The organism is Pseudomonas amygdali, assembly GCF_002699855.1.
GTDB lineage: Bacteria > Pseudomonadota > Gammaproteobacteria > Pseudomonadales > Pseudomonadaceae > Aquipseudomonas > Aquipseudomonas amygdali.
In genome coordinates, this window is sequence record NZ_LKBW01000190.1 from 1 (window position 1) to 16,751 (window position 16,751).

Sequence of the window (16,751 nt, forward strand, 5' to 3'; positions counted from 1 at the left end):
CAATATTCTTTCACGGCTGCGAGTTTTGCCTGCACTGTATATTTACCCATGACGCCTCCAAAGGTTGCGTCCAACCTTCGGGGGTCATACCAGCCACGCCATGTGCCGCGCCCCACAACAGGTAGTTCCAGCTGTCGCCGCCATGCCACAGACCTGCGATGGCCATGGTCAGAAACAGGTTGCGATAGGTGTTCCAGACGCCATGCCGGTTGCCGCCCAAGGCAATGTACAGGTAGTCGCGCAACCAGCTGGACAGCGACAGGTGCCAGCGCCGCCAGAAGTCCTGAATGCTGCTGGCCAGGTACGGCCGGTTGAAGTTTTCGGGAAAGTGAAAGCCCAGCATCAGCCCAAGACCGATGGCCATGGCGCTGTAACCGGCAAAGTCAAAGAACAGTTGCAGCGAGTACGCCAGACAGCCGATCCAGGCATCGGCCAGCGACGGCTCGGGCAAGTGAAACGCCACATCGACCAACGGTGACAAGGTGTCGGCCACCAGCACTTTCATGCTCATGCCGATCATGAAACGGCGTGCGCCCAGAGCGAAATTCAGGCGGTTGAAATGACGCTGCACCAACTCGCGGCGCACCCAGTCATAGCGGATGATCGGCCCGGCAATCGAGTGGCCGAACATCGAGATGTAGGTCGCGTAATTGATGAAACTGCGCTCGACCGGCACGGTGTGCCTATGTACATCCACCAGATAGGAAATCGCCTGCAACACGATGAACGACAGCCCGGCCGGTAACGCCACGCGCTGCCATTGCAGCGGCATAGCTCCGTAATACTCATCAGCTGATTCCAGCTGCCGGCGACGATGTTGGCGTATTTGTACCAGCACAGCACGGCGGTGTTGAACACGATCAGTGCCACCAGCAGACGCACCCGCCCTGTTGAGCCTTGCCGCGCCCGATCGACCAGCAAACCGCCGACCCAGGCCACGATCTTCAACACGATGTGCAGGCTCAGAAACAGCGGGCTCAGCCAGCCGTAGAACAGCCAGCTGCCGATCAACAGAACGACGTTGCGCCACGCCGCAGGGCTTGCGGCATAGGCCAGCAAAAAAGCCGGCAGGAACACCATCAGAAACTCGAGCGAGGCGAATACCATAACGACCACAGAACCCGATCAGTTGGACAGCGTGTCCGTGGCCGACAACAGGCGCGGTCCGGTGGCGGACGGCACCAGCAAAACGCTGTAGCGTTCACCGGCCTTGAGTTCCCCCAGATCCAGCGGTGCGCCGACAGTGGCGTTGGCGCAAACCAGCTGTACCGACAGGCTCACCGGATTGATCGAGCGGCGCTGCAACGTACCGGTCGGGATCGCCTTGAACAAATCAGCCGTGCGACCGGCCGGACGCAGGCTTGCCTCCACACAACCGGCATCCAGACTGAAAAACGCCAGCGAAGCCTTCAAACCGTTGAAATCATCAGGCTGCTCACGCACTGTCACCGCCGCAAGGCTGCCATCGGCCTGCACGGTGAGGACGACGGTGGCGAACTCGCCCGGCTCGACGCTGACGTCCATCGGCAGCTTTTTCTCACTGCTGATCAATGTGCCTTTTATCGAGCTGCTGGCCTGCACCGCAAAGAACAGCGACACCGGTTTTGCCGCGTCCAGTTGCAACGGTGCCTGGCCTTCCCGGGCAACCACTTGCAGCGGCGCGGCAGTGGCATTGACGAAGCGAATGAACGCCGAATCCTGCGCCGGGCCTGTCGGGTACAGGGCGATGTCGGCCGCCTGCGCTTGAGCACCGATCAAAAGGGCCGCGACGCTAGCGGCCATCAGGCGCAGGGCGATCATTGCTTCGCTCCGGCTGCGCTGACGCTGGTGACCGGGAGTTTGCCCAAGGCATCGCCAATCGCGGTGCCCCAGGATTTATAACCGGCGACGGTAAAGTGCTGACCGTCGGTGGTGATCCATTGTCCCGGTTTGGAGAAGCTCAGCGAGTCGATGTACGTGCAGGGCGCCACGTTGCTGGCCAGAAACTGCGACATCAACTGGGTACGTGCATCGTTCTTCTGGTACATGCCGCCCACCTTGCCCCACGCAGGGCCGACCCAGGCGCACTTGGTGCCCGTGGCCGCAATCGCCTTGGTCAGGCCGGTGACGCTTTGCCATGCCCAGGCCTTTGGAAACGAAGGCTTGTCATAGGAAGCCATTGTGTCGCCGATCACGATCACCACCAGATCAGGCTTGTCGGCCGCGATCAGCTCGCCGATGGGCGTGGTCGTGGCGTCACGTCCCTTGATGACGATCTTGCCGTTGCCTTTTTGCTCGGCCCCGCAATCGACCTTTTTGGTGATCAACCAGTCACCGGCACTCGCGCCACAGGCACCGGCACTCGCGCCACAGGCACCGATCGAATGCACGATAGCGCCCTGCCTGGTCAAGTTGTCGTGCAGCGGTTCCATCAGATGATCGGCCAGACTCATGTGGCTTTCTCCCAGGACCAGAAGGGTCATACCGGCAAGAACGGAAGGCATCGAATTCTCCAGAAATCAGTTGGAATAAGGTGAACGGTAAGGGCTGACCGGCAGTGCCATCGGGCCGGTCATGTCCTCGAACATGTAACGCAGGTAAAGCGCGCCGCTGAACTGGCGATAGTCACGGGCATTGTCCAGGCCCAGATTGGCCCCCATGAACAGGCTGGAATCGAGCTTGTACTCGCCTGCCGCGCTCAGGTTGTAGCCAATTCCGGTTTTGCTCTGCCCTGTGTAGCGCTGGCCGGACGCGGCCTGCAGCGTGCTGTCGTCGGGGAAGAATTCGGCACCGTCCTGCTTGAAGTGCTGGACCCCGACCGAACTCTTGACCTGATAGCTGAAACGCTCGGTGCGCTGTGCCCACATCACCGGCACGCCGATGGCATAGAAGCTCTGCGGACTGAAATAGCCACCGTGGCCGTAAGTGAAGTAGCTCTGGTCATTGTCATAGCTCATGCCCATCAGGCTCAGGCCTGCGGTCAGCTTGCTGTCCTCGGCATTGCGCAGGTACCAGTAAACGCCGCCACCCACTTCGCCTCGGGTATTGGATTTCACGTTGTTGCCGACCAGCTTGTGCCACGAGCCGTAGCCATAACCGCCGATGGTCTGGTCGTCATAGCTGATCTGGCCACGCCCGCCGTTGGCCGTGACGCCGCCCCAGGACAGGCCGCTGCGCTCGTCGGTGGAACCGGCAAACGAGGTCACGCTGTCCGTCACCGGACGCCGTGACACGTTGAGGCCGTAGCGCAGGTCCGGGTTGTCACCCAACGGCCGGTCGACACTCGCGCCACCCGCGACCGTGGTGTATTTGAAGCCCATCGGCGTGGTGCCGATATCGGCCTTGAGGCCTTCTTTGGGGCGCTCGAACGCTACCGCCAGACCGACACCCTTGTCGCTCTGCGAACCTGCAGCACCGCTGGTGCCACCGCCAAAACGGGCACTTGCATCGGATTTCACGCTGCCAGCATTCAGCGACACCGGCGTGACGCGCACGGCCACCCGGTTATCACCGGCAGGCACGTTGATCTCAAGCGGGGTCTCGACCACGGTCAGTTTGCTCAGACCCGCCTCGCTGTTATTGCTACGCACGCTCAGGCCCTGACTGACGAAGCCACTGCGCTGCCCAAGAATACGATTGAGCGCCTGCTGCGCGCTGCTGGCCTGATCGCGGTCGGTGGCTGCCATGAACGGATTGCCGCGCACGCTTTGCGCACGTGCGGCAGACAGCGGCTGTTGTGCGGCGATCTGGCCGGGGTAAGCCGTGTCACGCGGTGCAGATGTTTCAAGCGCATTGCTTGTTTCAAGTGCTCTCCCACCGCTCAACGACACCTGAGCCGGGGCGGGAATCGCCGAAGCCGCCGCCAGGCTACGTGAACCGCCCGCCGCAAACGGGTTGGACGACGTTATGCTGGTCGGCACAGCCTGCGCAGCCATCACGCGCTGCTTTTCACTCTGTTCGATGGCCACGGCCTTGCGCAGCAACTCGGTGGCCGCGCCAGTCTGCCCCATGCTCTGGTAGATACGTGCGGCTTCGGTCAGGGTCTGCGGGTCGTTGCGCTCCAGTTTGCGGAACTGGCTCAGGGCTTTTTCGGCAAAGCCATAATCATGCGCTTTGACCGCCGCATCAGCTGCGCCCAGCAGCACTTGCGGGTCATTGGGCTGACGCTGCAACAACGGTTTGTACAGCTCGAACGCGCGAGCGCTGTCGCCATTGGCGGTGTACATCCGGGCGAACGCCGACACCGCCTGAATGTCGTCCGGGCGCTGCGCCAAAGCCGGTGCCAGCGTGTCGTACGCGCCCGCCAGATCTCCACCCTCACGCAGCAGATCGGCCTGGCGAATGCGGTAGCGGTACAAAAGGTCATCGAAGCGTTTGCGGGTCTGCGCGCTCATCGGCTGACCCTGCACGTTGCGCAGGATCGCATTGACCTGCACATCATCACCCGCTGCGAGCAGCAGACCGGCGTATTGCAGCATCAGATCGGCCGACGGCGCCGGGGCCTGAGCGATGGCGGCAAGGGCCATTTCCTGACCGCGCGCGGGCTCGCCCGCATCAATGTAAGCGTTGGCCAGCGTGAGTTGACGCTCCGGGCTGCCGCTGGCGACCGGTTGCAGGCGATCGAGCAGCGCCAACGCTTCCTGGCGCTGACCGCGTCGGGCGATGCCGATGGCCAGATTGATCTGCACGGTCATGGTGATTTCGTCAGCGAGCGCTTTCATGTCCGGCGTGCGCTGATCCACCGGGATGCGCGCAAACGTGGTTTGCGCGTCCTGCCACTGGCCCATTTCCACCGACAGCAGTGCGCTGGTGTAGAGCGCATCGATGTTATTGGGCTGGGCCTTGAGCAGCTCGTCGATCAGCACGCGCGCCTTGGGCGCTTCGTCGGTCTTGAGGTACAGGCGCGCCAGGTCAAAACGCGTCCAGACATTGTCCGGGTCGCTCTTCACCGCGTCTTTCAAGGCCGTCTGAGCAGCGCGAACATCGCCACGCTGCTCGGCCAGACGCGCCACTTGTGTGGAGCGCAGCGCCTTGAAGCGACCGCTGTCGCCCAGTTTGGCCTGTTCGCCCGGCGACAATGTGTCGAGCAGGCGTAGCGCTTCATCGGCCTGACCACGCTGGGCCAGCACGTTGATCAGCCCGCGTATTGCTTGCGGATTGCCGCGCTGGCTCGCGAGCACCTGACGATAGCCTGCCTGCGCGGCGTCCAGTTGCCCTGCCTGCACCTGCACGTCGGCCAGGGTCAAACGCACGTCGATGTTGTCAGGGTTTTCCCGCTGCGCCTGCGCCAGCAACGCTTGAGCCTTGCCGGTCTGTCCTTTGGCCTGTAGATCACGGGCTTGTTGCAGCGAGGTCCAGAGCTGTACGTTTTCCAGCGCGTTTTTCCAGCGCGCACCGCCCGGGTGGCGCGTGGCGCGGGTCAGCAATTGTTCGGCTTCAGGCAGCCGGTTCTGCTGCTGACGCACCACGCCCAGTCCGCCCAGCGCATCGACATCGTCCGCCTTGATTTTCAAGCGGGCGGCAAAGGCTTCTTCGGCCGCCGCGTGATCATTTCTTTCCAGCGCCTTCAAGCCACGCGCCACCAACGGGTCCTGCTGCCAGCCTGAGGCAGCGCCGCCAGTGTTCTGCTGGCGGCCCTTGTTCAACTGGTCGCGGATTTCCTGATCGTCGGGATGAATCTTGAGAAACGCGTCGAACAGTGGCACCTGCGCAGCCGCAGGCGGGCCGATCCAGACCAGCGCCATGCGCCAGCTCTGATCGGCGTCCCCGGCGATGTCCGGGTGCTTACTCAGGCGCGCCAGCGCAGCGATCCCTTCGGCCCGGGTGTCTTCGCGGCGGGCCAGGTGCTTGGCGAAGAACAGCGCCAGAATCGAGTCGTCCGGGTTCTGCCGCATCAGGCGTTCAAAGCCCTTGCGCGTTTCGGGCCAGTCCGCGCTGTTGAACCCCAGGTTGGTGTAGTACTCGCGCCCGATCGTGCCCTCGGGCAAACGGCCGTTGAACAGTTGGCGAAAGACCCCGGTCGCCTTGTCGCGCTCACCGGCATCGGCGAGGCGTCGGACCTCATCCAGCAAGGCCTGATTCTGCGGCTGAGCGAGGGCGATGTCCTGCTCCAGTTGCACCGACTGCCACGGCACTGGCGACAGGGCCTGCAGACGAGCCAGGTAAGTCTGCGCCTGCTGCGGCTTGTTCTGTTTGACGCCGATCAGCCCCATGCCATACAACGCGTCGATCTGATTGGGGTCGATCTGCAGCACCTTCTGCCAGACCTCGGCAGCCCGCACCGGGTTCGAGCGAGCCTGCCAGTACTGGCCCTGCTCGATCAACTGCGCCTCGGCGGTGGCGGCCTGAGCCTGAGAAACGCTGGCTGCGATCGCGGCAACCAACCCGATGACTAACGTGTGGCGGCGCGCGGGCATGACGTCTCCCAGGATAATTTGAGGGTTCAGTCTTCACGGAACTGATAGCGTTTTTCGACCCAGCCCAAGGCAAACAGGCTGAGCATGAGGTTGTAATAGGCCGGTTCAGTGCGGTCTTTCGGGTCACGGGCCAGCGCCTGGCTGACCCCGGCTTCGACCCTGCGCTGTTGCTGCTCGGCCAGCCAGGTCTGACCCTTGGCCTGGAAGTACGGCAGCAACGCTGCCGAGTAACCAAACGGAGCCTGGCCCTGGCTCATGCCACTCATCACCTGGACTTTTTCCGGGGGCGTGCCGCTGGAGGCCGTGCTGACCGCCATGCCGTCGAGACGCGCCAGCAAGCGCGCGGCCAACGGGTCGGACGCAGGCGTCATGCCCGCCCAGAGGTAGACGCGAATCGCGTCATAGCTGCCCAGCTCGCCGGTGACCGGATCGACCACTAACAGACCGCTTTTCGGGGAGGTCCCGCGGTAGCCAACCCAATCGGCGATAAAGCCCTTGGGGCTCGATGCGTCGATCAGCTTCGCGGTGTTGTCGGCAATTTCCTTCCATGGGCCGCCGGGTGCTTCTTTCGCCAGGCGCCGTAGCAGCGGAATAGGCAGGTAGCTGGCGTTCAAGCGCCATAGATGGTCAGGCTGCGCGAAACCTTCGGGGCCGGGCAGGAGCATTTTGCCGAGCCCCGGCAGATTGACCACCAGCCGCGACTCCACGTTCTTGAGCAAGGCCAGCGCATCGTCTCTATAGGCCGGGTGCTGCCAGACGCGCGCCGCTTCGAGCAGCGCGTAGACGATCCACAGGTCGGCATCGGACGCGGAGTTGGCGTCCTGAAGCGTCCAGTTGCCATCCTTGCCCTGCCCCCACAACCAGCCCGGCAGACGCGTTTTGACATCAGCCCCCATCATGTTCGCGGCGGTCCACGTCCACAGCGCGTCGAAGCGCGCGCGGTCATTGGCCACCAGAGCAAAGAGCATGCCGTAGGACTGACCTTCGGAGGTGCTGTGGTTGACCTTCAGGCTCGACTCCAGCATACGGCCGTCGGCCTGCACATAGCGCGTGGCATAGTCCTGCCAGAACGGCCAGGCCACAGCATCGCACGCGCTGTTCGCCAACACCGGCGTCAGGGTCGCCGACGCCAGCAGGCCGACCAGCCAGCCCGAGGCGCGGCGCAGTTTCAGTGCACGGAGCGGCATGGCTTATTCCTGCTCCAGACGGCGCTTGGCGAGCGAGCGCAGGGTCAGGTAGGCAACTCCGGTCACCAGCACCACACCCACAGCAACCACCAGCAGCAGCCACAGCACGTTGCGCGACATCAGCCACTGCACGTATTTGATCGGCCCAAGGTCACCGACGTAGTACTTCTGCTCGGCAACCAGCGCCTCGACCGAATCGCCGCGTACCACTACCAGGCTGCCCTGTACCTTGTCGCTGCTGCTCAGCGCACGGGCAACGTCGCTCATGCCGCCGGGCTGACCGCTGGAGATCAACACGACACTGCGCCCCTTGTGCAGCGGCGATTCGAAACCGGTCAGGAAGGTGCTGCGCGCGTCACTGGAAAACGCCATGGCCACCCGCGCCCGACGCTGGTTTTCATCCGGGTCCGGGCTCATCCAGTCGCGCAGACGGAAGGCCAGATCGGAAAACTCGAAGCCCTGTTGCTGAGCATTGCCGGAAATCGGCAAACGGTCGGCCCACTGTTTGAGCAACGGCTGATCGCTGCCCGAGGACATGACCAGAATGTCCTTGTCGGCGGCACTGGCGATCTGTGCAGCGTGAATAACCGACACACCGGTCGCCGGGTAACCGGTCGATTCGCCGAAACGGCCCAATACGCTCAAGTAAGCGCTGACATCTTCAATACTCGGCTGATCGGCCAGCACCACAGCGGTCTGCGACAGGTCCGCCAGGCGTGTGAACGGAAACCCGGAATCCTTGAACACACCCAGGTTCGGCATGGCCATGAAGTGGTCGTAACCGCTGAAATCCAGCGTCGATTCCGGATCGATGCTGCCGCGCATGTTATCGATGATGATGTCGCCACATTCGCCCTGCTTGAGGTAATCGAACATGTAGCGCAGTTGCAGGCGCGATTGCAGGGCCACGGAGTTGAGCGGCAGGTACACATGCGCTTCACGGCTGATCGTGTCATCGCCGCCCGTCAGTCGCGAGACGATAGAGTTGTTCAGGTTCTCGATCGACGGCAGCGGCTCGGCCTTGATCAGCGTGTCGTTGAGGCTGACCATGATCGACGAATTGTTCGAGCGTTCCTGCGGTGTGTAGCGGTATTTGAGGTTCAACGGCACGCCGTCTTCACGCCAGCTGAACAGGTCTGGCGGCAGGTTCAACGGCACGGTGATGTCACCCGGGTCGTAACCGGAGACGTTGAGTTTGTTGGCAGGCATCAGCTCGCCCAGTTTGATCGGCCGATCACTGGGCAGCCAGTTCGGCGCGTCATACGGTTTGCGCGGCGCGAGCAGGTCGACACGCTCGATCAATGCGCTGCTGCCGACCAGGCTCTGACCGCCGACCACCAGCGCATTGACCGCCCGCTTGAGTTCCGCCGAGTCACGCCCGGTGATTACCAACAGCTTGCTGTTCGGGTCGTTGGGATGGGTCACCATCGTCAGGGTCGGGCCTTTCGGCGCAGGCATCGTCAGCGCGCCGAGCTGCAATGGACCATCGCCCTTGAGCAATACCAGCGCATTGCCCTTGGCCGGCAGCTCATTGAAGTGCGCCGGGAAGCTGGCCATGCGCGAGCGGGTCTTGGCCGCGCCAATCCATGAAGCCAGCGCGCCTGCAGCTTCGAGCGTCGCGTTATCGGGTGCCGCGCCCATCACCACCGGCAGGTTTACGTCACGGTCATCGCGACGGTCGAAGAACGGCAGCGGCAAAATGGCCAGATCGTTGGGCAACGCGAACGGCGTCACGCGGATATCCAGACGCGTGTCGTTGTTGATCCGTGCCCAGAGGCTGGAATGCTTCGGGTCTTCGCAGCTCATCGTGTAATGGCCGATGAACTGCAGGCTCAGGCGGTTGAACTCGGTGATCATCTGCGGCGGAATCTCGATCACCTGCGTCTGCGGCTTGTCGGCACCTTCCTTGGGCAACGGAAGGGTCGCGGCCACTTCGTCGTTGATCATGACGTTGATCTGCGACAGGTCCGCCAGCAACGCCGGCGAATAGCTGTAGCTCAGCGACAGGCTTGCGCCGGTCACCACCTGATCGGCACGCACATTGAAGTTGACGCTGTCGGTGGCTTCCACACCGCGCAGGTTCATCGGGTAATTGCGCCCCAGTTGTTGCAGCGTCACGCTGTAACCCTCGTTGGCACCCTTGGTTTCAGCAGCGCTTGCCCACATCCCGGTGGAGAGCACGGACAACGCACAAGCCAACAGGGCCCATGAGCGGCGAACGGCGAAGCGTTCGGCACCGAGAAAATACCGTTTAGTCATGACTACTCAATCCATCAATTTGCGGGAGGTGGGGAGATTTTTTTACGGGTCGGCAGTAACCGGCTGAAATCCTTGCGAGTGGCCTTGAGCAACTCGACGACGCCACGAACACCGATGTGGCTGACTTCGCGCAGCGCAGACAGCGGTGTGTCCGGCTTGCCGCGGCCCCAGGTCGAGGCCCAGGTGTCGGCACGGCCAAAGGTCAGGCGTACCAGCTCGCTCTGCTGACGCAGCGACAGATCATCGAAACGAGTGCCCAGATAACCGTCGCGGCAGAACATCACCGTGGCAGGGAAATGGCTGGTCTGCGTACCGCGATACAGCGACACCGTGATGCTGTCGCCACTGTCGATGCCCGAATCGGCGGGCATCACCAGTCCGAGGCCGGTCTGGGAAAAATCCTGAGTCACGGCGTCGAATACCACGCCATCGGCGCGGGTAACGCGAATCGGCAGTCTGGCCTGGACCCGGGGCTCGGTGCGCACCTGACGGATCTCGCTGGCCACCGCAATCGCAGCGCTGGTGATGATGATGTTGTAGATCGTCCAGGCCATGTTGATGACGATGGTCAGGGTGATCGCATCGTTATTCCAGCCCAGTTGGTAGAGGCTATAGATACCGAGTGCGAAGACCACTGCGTTCAGCGTCAGCAGCACGATGTAAGGCCGCGCCAGCGTCCAGTCGAAAAACTTCTCCTCGACCACTCCGCCCTTGTCGGTCACGTTGAAGCCACCGAATTTCGGATTGACCAGCGCCATCAGCACCGGGCCCATGATGTACCACGCCAGCACCGCCTCGTAGACCTCGTTCCAGAACGAATGGCGGAAGCGGCCCTGAATCCGCGAATTGGTCAGGCTGGCGTGGGCAAGGTGCGGCAACACATAGGCGGTGATCATCAGCGCCGAGGCGTGCATGACCTCGGCGCCGAACAGCAGGTAGGCCAGTGGCGCAGTGAGAAATACCAGACGCGGCAAGCCGTAAAAGAAGTGCAGCATCGAGTTGGCGTAGCACAGCCGCTGGCCCAGCGACAGACCTTTGCCCAGCAGCGGGTTGTCGGTGCGAAAGATCTGCGCCATGCCCCGCGCCCAGCGAATACGCTGGGCAACATGACGTGACAGACTTTCCGTCGCCAGCCCCGCCGCCTGGGGAATCGCAAGGTACGCCGTGTTGTAGCCGGCCCGGTTCAGCTTCAGCGCTGTGTGCGCATCCTCGGTCACGGTTTCAGTGGCCACACCACCGATGTCCAGCAACGACGAGCGCCGCAACACCGCACAGGAGCCGCAGAAGAAAGTCGCGTTCCACAGGTCGTTGCCGTCCTGCAGCAGGCCGTAAAACAGCTCGCCCTCGTTAGGCACGCTGCGGAATGTATCGAGGTTCTTTTCGAACGGGTCAGGCGAGAAGAAAAAGTGCGGCGTCTGCAGCATCGCCAGTTTCGGGTCCTTGAGGAACCAGCCCATGGCGACCTGCAAAAAAGAGCGGGTCGGCACGTGGTCGGCATCAAACATGGCGATGTATTCGCCATCGGTGGACTTGAGCGCTTCGTTCAGGTTACCGGCCTTGGCGTGGTAATTGTTTTCACGGGTCAGGTAGCCAACACCGATCTGCTCGCAGAACTCGCGAAAGTCTTCTCGGCGGCCGTCATCAAGTACGTAGACACGCAGTTTGTCTCGCGGCCAATCAATGGACTGCGCCGCAAAAATGGTCAGTTTGACGATGCTCAGCGCTTCGTTGTACGAAGGGATAAACACATCCACAGTCGGCCACTGACTGGAATCGCTCGGCATGATCACAGGCTTGCGGTGCAGCGGCCAGGCGGTCTGCACATAACCCAGCACGATGACGATCAGCGTGTAGAACTCGGCGACGATCAGCCCGTAGCCCAGCAGGCTGTCCAGCCAGTTATCGAAATCAAGAGTCGAGGTCAGCCGCCAGTACATGTACCGAAACGACGCCAGCAACGACAGCGTCACCAGCGCCAGCACCGAAATGCGCCCCGGCATCTTGCGAATCACCAGCATCGCGGCAAAACAGGCCAAGGCAAAAAAGCACTGCGCGTAGAGGTCCAGAGGCACGGTGACGACCAGCGCCATCAGCAGCAGGCCGACAACAATGGCCACGGTTTTCAGTGCGCGGCGCAGGGTTCTGGACTGCTGGCCGAACCTTGCCGACAAAGCATTCAGCCACAGCGATGAGCGCGTCCGGGGTGGGGACGCGTCGAGCGACAGGTTAGTCATGACAATCGGGTCTCTTCTACGTCCTGAGTCAGCAGTTTGGTGATCAGCAAGTGACTCAGCACGCGCAGGTCCTGAGTGCCTGGGGAGGCGCTCGGAACCTGTACCGCGTTGTGTCCGTAAGCCAGCGCTTCTGCGAGCGCGTTATCCTTGTGCACGATGCCCAGCAAACGCCCGCCAAGACGCTTTGCCATGACATCGCGCATGTCGCGACTGAACGTGCGCGATGCATCGAACTGATTGATGACGTAATGACAGACCGGCGGCTGCGGACCGGCCAGCACAGGCTCAAGCCAGCCCTGCATCTGGTCCAGCGTCAGGTAGCACGCCGCATCGGCGGTGAGCACGACCAGCACTTGGCTGGCGGCATTCAGTGCCTGTTCCAGCATGAGCAAATCACCACACGGCACGTCGAGAACCACCACGTCGCGCGCACTCAATTGCATGCGCGCAATCTGGCGAACCAGCCAGTGCGCGTCACTTTCCTGAAAACGCTCCAGAGAACGACGCTCGTCAAGCTGCAGCGCGCCATACGCCAGCAGCTGCGTGTCAGCAGACCCGCTCAGTAACAGGGCCCGCCAGTTCTCGCCGCTCAGGCTGGCACCACCGAGGCCTGCCACATCCGGGCTGGCGTTGAGATGGTGCTGCAAGGCGTTTTGCGGGTCGAGGTCGATGGCCAGCGTCTGCCCGCCTGGCACTTTGACCAGGCTGGTCAGCGCCGCGCTCAAGGTGCTTTTACCCACCCCGCCTTTGGCTGACACCACCGCGATGACGTGTGCCGGGGTTCTGGAAAGTTGGCCTTTGCCCATCGACTGAGCCAGTGCCTCGTTGTTACGCGCCTGCGCCTCGGCCTGCCGCGCCTGAGCAGCCTCGGCGAGCAGTTTCGCCAATGTGTCAGCGGCTATGCGCCTGGTTTTATCGGGCGCTATCAAATCAGGTGCAGTCGAGTTGTTTTGCGCCGGCAGCGTTGAACAAGGTTGCTCAAGAGACGGCTGAGAGGTCGCGCGCTGCAGTGCAGCAGACGGGGTTCTGGAAACAGACGATTCCTGATAATCCAGGCTGTTGTCTATCTCCAGATAACCGTCAGAGCTCGCGCCGAAACGTTGAAACAGATTGGCCACATCGTCAGCACGACTCATTCTGTACGACCTCAAATGGGGCCGCCAAGCACACCCCCTGTGGAAAAGCGTTAATACTAATGTGTAATATCACTGTGACAGTGTCAGGAAACCGATATATGACGTCCACAATTTACCGATGAGCGGTAAATCACTCGTTTTTCGACATTTTATTGGCGTTAGAAAATTGTGGATCTGGACACAATCGGCGGCAAACGGGGCTGAATCGAGGTTTTTTCGCACCAGCAGCTATATATCCAGTGGATCGGATATATAGCCGCTAATGGGAAGGATCGAATTAAATCAGTGGCCAGCGGGCGCAGATACTGCATCGACAGTCTGCGGCAACGCCATACCCTTGGGCCACAGCAACCAGATATTGCCTTTCTGTTTCATGTCACCTGCCAGCTTCCCGGCCTCATCGCCAGAGCCCCAGAACAGATCAGCGCGCACTTCACCGGCAATCGCACCGCCCGTGTCCTGCGCCGCGACCGGACGCACCACGCTGCTTCCATCCGGCCGTGTGGTGGAGAGCCAGAGCAGACTACCCAGAGGAATCACCTTGCGATCGATGGCTACGCTGTAGCCCGGTGTCAGCGGCACGTTGAGCGAGCCGCGCGGGCCTTCATTGCTGTCGGGGTTACGGGCAAAAAACACATAGCTGGGGTTGCTGGCCAGCAACTCGCTGACCCGCTCCGGATGCGCTTTGGCCCAGGCTGCGATGCTGCCCATGGTTACGTCTTCCTTCTTCAACTGGCCCTGCTCCACCAGCCAGCGACCAATCGCGCGATAAGGGCGGCCGTTCTGATCGGCATAGCCCAGACGCAGCTGCGAGCCATCCTCCAGACTCACCCGCCCGGAGCCCTGAATCTGCAGGAACTGCACATCCATCGGGTCGGTCAGCCAGGCAATCACCGGCGCATTCAACCCCTGCGCGTTGATCGTCGCGGCATCGTCGTAAGGCTTGAGCACCCGCCCCTCAAGCCGACCGCGCAAGCGCTTGCCCTTGAGTTCGGGATAAATGCTGTCCAGATTGACCACGATCAGATCGTCCGGAATGCCGTAAACCGGCACGTTAGCCGTGGCGGTCTGAGTCAGGCTGCCAGGGTAGACAGGCTCGTAATAACCGGTGATCAGGCCATCGGCACTGCCGCCATCAGCGCGCAGGCTGTAGACCTGCAACTGGCTCTGCAAAAACGTACGGATCTGCGCCGCATCCGGAGCCGCCACAAGGCTGCCCGCCGCCGCACAGGTCGGTCCCCACACGGCATCAGCCTTCAGACGAACACACGCACTGCGCCATGAGGCAAACCCGGCTTGCAAGTCGGCGTCCGACACGGCTGGCAGCGCGTCCCAACCAGCCTGGCTATAAGTGGTGTGTGGCGGTGCAGGCGGCGTCACCGGCTTATCGGACTTGTCACACGCGGTCAGCAGGGCAGCCAGCGGCAAAGCCAGCGCCAGCCCCCGAAACCATGGCTTGAAAGAGAGCATCATCAGCAGCAATCCTTTTACAGCCCACAGCAGGCTGGAGGGTAAAAGGCGTCATTGTGGCTGAAGCGGGCAGAGGGGCCTAGTGGGGAGCTTCATTCATCACCAAAGCCGGGCATATTGATATCAAGAGCGGGTTTATTGAAGGCCGCTCCTGCCACCCCATTCAGAGCACTTCAGTAGACTGCCGCCATACTGAAAGCATCTATGTATTCACCATCCCGATAGGCAAATTTCAGGTGCGTCCCCTCTATGACAAAGCCATTCTTTTTATAAAGCGCAATAGCAGGCTCGTTATCAACGAAGACGGTAAGCTCCAGGCGTTTTACATTCATCCATCGGCAGGCGGTTGCAGACAGCTCTTTCAATAATTCGTCGCCAATGCCCTGGCGATGATGACCGTCTGCGACCCCCATCCAGAAATCAGCTACGTGCTGCCTTCGTCCCTGAAAGCGATAGAGCATGGCGCACCCGACAACGATGCCATCGCGCTCGGCAACCAGGGAAAGGCCTGAAGCGCTGCGACCTTCAACAAGTTTTTTTATGTCGCTGATTGACTGGTATGGCATCCGAAGCGTCCACCAACGGAACACCGGCTGTTCAAAAATCTGAGCCAGCGAAGACCAGTCACTGTCTGCCATCGCACGAACGATCAAACTCATTTCAGACTCCTTGCCAGACCTGTTCCGTCCGGACCCAGACGCATTCTGATTGTCGATACAACCCGCCATGCTTAACGCCCGGCGTCGCCCTTCCGGCTGCCCCTCTGTTTACTGTCAAGGCCGGCCCGGATGCGGTTCCGGATAGTCGCGGTTGATGTCGATTGGTTTGGCATACGGCCCATCCCATAGCTGCTCATGCAGAGCGCCGATGCGCTTGGCCATTGTGCTGTCGTGCATCACCACTTCCAGGTTGCGCGAGTTGTCGAGATAACCGCCGAGCCAGTTGCTGGTGCCAACCCATGCGACCTGATCATCAATGTCCATGGTCTTGCTGTGGATCACGCGGGCATACGGGATGAAACCCTCGGCGGCTACGGGCAGCGTGACGATGCGCACCTGCACGTTGGGCACCAGGGCCAGACTCTTCAAATAGGCAACTTCGGGCATGCCTGTGTTCCAGTCCGACACTATGAGCTTGATCGAAACGCCACGAGCGGCGGCGCTACGTATGGCGTTATCGATGACCGCATAGTAAGGCCGGGTTTTGTCAGGCCCGTAGGACAAGGGCGCGTAATCCAGTAACTGGACGCGAACCTCGCGGCTGGCTTGCGCCAGCAAACGCGGCAGCTCGGTCTGGGAGTCGAGTACGCCGGGCGGGTTATAGCGCTGCGGACTGGCGACCAGATAGTTGCCAGCGGGCAAAGCGTTCTTGTTCGAGTGTGGCACCGGAATCGGTTTGCCTTCGGCGATGGCGGCCTGGGCTAGCCAGTCCTGATCGAACACGGCCTGCGTCTGGCGCACGACATTCGGCTCGTCGATGCGCAGGCCGGTTTCATGGATGTGCTCCAGTGAGCGCCAATCGAAATTCTGACTGCCTATGAACGCCTACCGGCCATCCACGACGATGAATTTGGCGTGAATGATGCCGCTGCCCGTGAGCTTGGCGTATGGCAGTACGCGCAAGGTGAGGTTGGGTATCGCCCGCAACCGCTCAAGGGTCTGCGGATCGGACATTTTCAGGCCTTTTTCCTCCAGCAGAAAACGGATTTTCACCCCGCGCTGCCCCGCTGCAGTCAGGCTTTCAAGCACCTTGTCCATCACCGAACCGGCATGGTCTGCGGCATAGAACTGCTCGATATCGATACCCTTGCGGGCTCCATCGAACAGTTCACGCCAGACCTCGCCGGGCGCTCGCAGGTCAGGCGTCTGCAGGTCGGTTCCGAGCGGAACGGTGTGTACCAGCTCGAAACCTGGAATAGCGAAGTCGGCCTGCGCAAACGAACTCGTCAGCAGTAACGCTGCGATCACGACGCGGGAACGCGTAAGTACCCTACGGCCTGGAAGATCAAAGAACATGCGGGCCTCATCGCCGGACGCAGGCAGGAAGGCGCATGCCAAGGGCACACGTCGG

General features: G+C 61.5%; 9 protein-coding genes and 2 pseudogenes. All 11 read right to left on the minus strand.

Going from position 1 to position 16,751, the window contains the following annotated elements:
- Nucleotides 1-64 precede the first annotated feature (64 nt).
- Nucleotides 65-1,107 (minus strand): annotated as a pseudogene (locus AO277_RS13540) (MBOAT family O-acyltransferase); the annotation flags it as partial.
- 18 nt (nucleotides 1,108-1,125) lie between these two features.
- Complete coding sequence (locus tag AO277_RS13545; protein WP_044318181.1) at nucleotides 1,126-1,800, minus strand: alginate O-acetyltransferase AlgF; 675 nt, start codon at nucleotides 1,798-1,800, stop codon at nucleotides 1,126-1,128.
- Nucleotides 1,797-2,483, minus strand: coding sequence for an SGNH/GDSL hydrolase family protein (locus AO277_RS13550; RefSeq protein ID WP_044318182.1), 687 nt, complete (start codon nucleotides 2,481-2,483; stop codon nucleotides 1,797-1,799). Before AO277_RS13550 ends, AO277_RS13545 begins: the two co-directional genes overlap by 4 nt.
- A gap of 15 nt (nucleotides 2,484-2,498) precedes the next feature.
- Nucleotides 2,499-6,395 (minus strand): cellulose biosynthesis protein BcsC, encoded by a 3,897-nt coding sequence (locus AO277_RS13555; protein WP_044318183.1) that lies wholly within the window; start codon nucleotides 6,393-6,395, stop codon nucleotides 2,499-2,501.
- A 26-nt stretch (nucleotides 6,396-6,421) separates the two neighbouring features.
- Nucleotides 6,422-7,582: a cellulose synthase complex periplasmic endoglucanase BcsZ gene (gene bcsZ, locus AO277_RS13560; protein ID WP_044318184.1), complete on the minus strand. Its 1,161-nt coding sequence runs from the start codon at nucleotides 7,580-7,582 to the stop codon at nucleotides 6,422-6,424.
- 3 nt (nucleotides 7,583-7,585) lie between these two features.
- A complete protein-coding gene (bcsB, locus tag AO277_RS13565; protein ID WP_044318185.1) occupies nucleotides 7,586-9,841 on the minus strand; it encodes a cellulose biosynthesis cyclic di-GMP-binding regulatory protein BcsB in 2,256 nt (751 codons plus the stop codon).
- Between the two features lie 14 nt (nucleotides 9,842-9,855).
- Entirely contained in the window at nucleotides 9,856-12,075 is a 2,220-nt protein-coding gene (gene bcsA / locus AO277_RS13570; protein WP_002556133.1) for a UDP-forming cellulose synthase catalytic subunit, read from the minus strand.
- The gene (bcsQ, locus tag AO277_RS13575) at nucleotides 12,072-13,211 is read right to left on the minus strand and encodes a cellulose biosynthesis protein BcsQ (protein ID WP_002556132.1); all 1,140 of its coding nucleotides are present in this window, start codon (nucleotides 13,209-13,211) and stop codon (nucleotides 12,072-12,074) included. The genes bcsA and bcsQ overlap by 4 nt, the downstream gene beginning before the upstream one ends.
- 282 nt (nucleotides 13,212-13,493) lie before the next feature.
- On the minus strand, nucleotides 13,494-14,684 hold the full coding sequence (mltA, locus tag AO277_RS13580) for a murein transglycosylase A (RefSeq protein WP_044318186.1): 1,191 nt from the start codon (nucleotides 14,682-14,684) through the stop codon (nucleotides 13,494-13,496).
- Between the two features lie 170 nt (nucleotides 14,685-14,854).
- Nucleotides 14,855-15,340 carry a GNAT family N-acetyltransferase gene (locus AO277_RS13585; RefSeq protein WP_044318187.1) on the minus strand — a complete coding sequence of 162 codons (486 nt, stop codon included), beginning with the start codon at nucleotides 15,338-15,340 and terminating at the stop codon, nucleotides 14,855-14,857.
- A 114-nt stretch (nucleotides 15,341-15,454) separates the two neighbouring features.
- A pseudogene (locus AO277_RS13590) lies at nucleotides 15,455-16,696 on the minus strand (phospholipase D-like domain-containing protein).
- Between the last annotated feature and the right edge of the window lie 55 nt (nucleotides 16,697-16,751).